Origin of the sequence: Streptomyces alkaliphilus, from assembly GCF_014141535.1 — a bacterium.
Taxonomy (GTDB): Bacteria; Actinomycetota; Actinomycetes; order Streptomycetales; family Streptomycetaceae; genus Streptomyces; species Streptomyces alkaliphilus.
On sequence record NZ_VKHT01001126.1, the window covers coordinates 1 to 1,489 of the forward strand.

Consider the following 1,489-nt stretch of genomic DNA (forward strand, 5'->3'; position numbering starts at 1 on the left):
CGGTGAGCCCGACCCGGTGCCGCAGCCGCCGACCCCGGGCCCCCTTCCCGAACCGGAACCCACACCGCAGCCGGGCCGGTGACGGGCCTCACGCCGGTCGCCGCCCCCTTTCGGGGCGGCGACCGGCACCCCGTGGCCCTAGGATGCATACATGTCGAAGGTTCTGAATAAACTTCCAGTCGGCGAGCGGGTCGGCATCGCGTTCTCGGGTGGCCTGGACACCTCCGTCGCGGTGGCGTGGATGCGCGAGGGCGGCGCCGTTCCCTACGCGTACACGGCCGATGTCGGCCAGTACGACGAGCCGAACCTGGACGACGTGCCCGCCCGCGGCCTCGCCTACGGTGCCGAGCGCGCCCGGCTCATCGACTGCCGCGAGGCACTGGTGGAGGAGGGGCTGGCCGCGCTGACCGCCGGTGCCTTCCACATCCGGTCCGCCGGTCAGACCTACTTCAACACCACCCCGCTGGGCCGCGCCGTGGTGGGCACCCTGCTGGTGCGGGCCATGCACGAGGACGAGGTCTCCATCTGGGGCGACGGCTCCACCTACAAGGGCAACGACATCGAGCGGTTCTACCGCTACGGCCTGCTCGCCAACCCCGACCTGCGGATCTACAAGCCCTGGCTGGACCGGGACTTCGTGACCGAGCTCGGCGGCCGACAGGAGATGTCCGTTTGGCTCTCCGAGCGGGACCTGCCCTACCGGGACTCCGCCGAGAAGGCCTACTCCACCGACGCCAACATCTGGGGCGCCACCCACGAGGCCAAGCGCCTGGAGTACCTCGACACCCCGCTGGAGATCGTCTCCCCGATCATGGGCGTCCGCTTCTGGGACGAGGCCGTGGAGATCCCGGCCGAGGACGTCACCGTGGACTTCGAGTACGGCCGTCCGGTGCGGATCAACGGCAAGGCGTTCCCCTCCGCCGTGGACCTCGTCCGGGAGGCCAACGCGATCGGCGGCCGGCACGGCCTGGGCATGTCCGACCAGATCGAGAACCGCGTCATCGAGGCCAAGAGCCGCGGGGTGTACGAGGCCCCGGGCATGGCGCTGCTGCACATCGCCTACGAGCGGCTGCTCAACGCCATCCACAACGAGGACACCGTCGCGATGTACCACGTGGAGGGGCGCCGGCTCGGGCGGCTGCTGTACGAGGGGCGCTGGTTCGACCCGCAGGCGCTCATGTTGCGCGAGAGCCTCCAGCGCTGGGTGGGCTACCCGGTCACCGGCAGCGTCACCCTGCGGCTGCGGCGGGGCCAGGACTACACGATCCTGGACACCACCGGCCCGCAGCTGAGCTACCACGCGGAGAAGCTGTCCATGGAGCGCAGCCACGAGCAGGCGTTCTTCCCGGACGACCGGATCGGCCAGCTGACCATGCGCAACCTCGACATCGCCGACTCCCGGGCCAAGCTGGAGCAGTACGCCGCCGGCGGCCGGCTCGCGGCGTGGAAGGGCCTGATCGGCGAGCCCGCGCCGGGTGGGGCGGAGGCC

General features: G+C 71.1%; 1 protein-coding gene. It reads left to right on the forward strand.

Features of this window, described 5'->3' with window-relative positions; all coding sequences use genetic code 11:
- Positions 1–151: 151 nt before the first annotated feature.
- The coding region (argG, locus tag FNQ90_RS22870; RefSeq protein ID WP_182608086.1) for an argininosuccinate synthase at positions 152–1,489 on the forward strand (1,338 nt) is incomplete at its 3' end.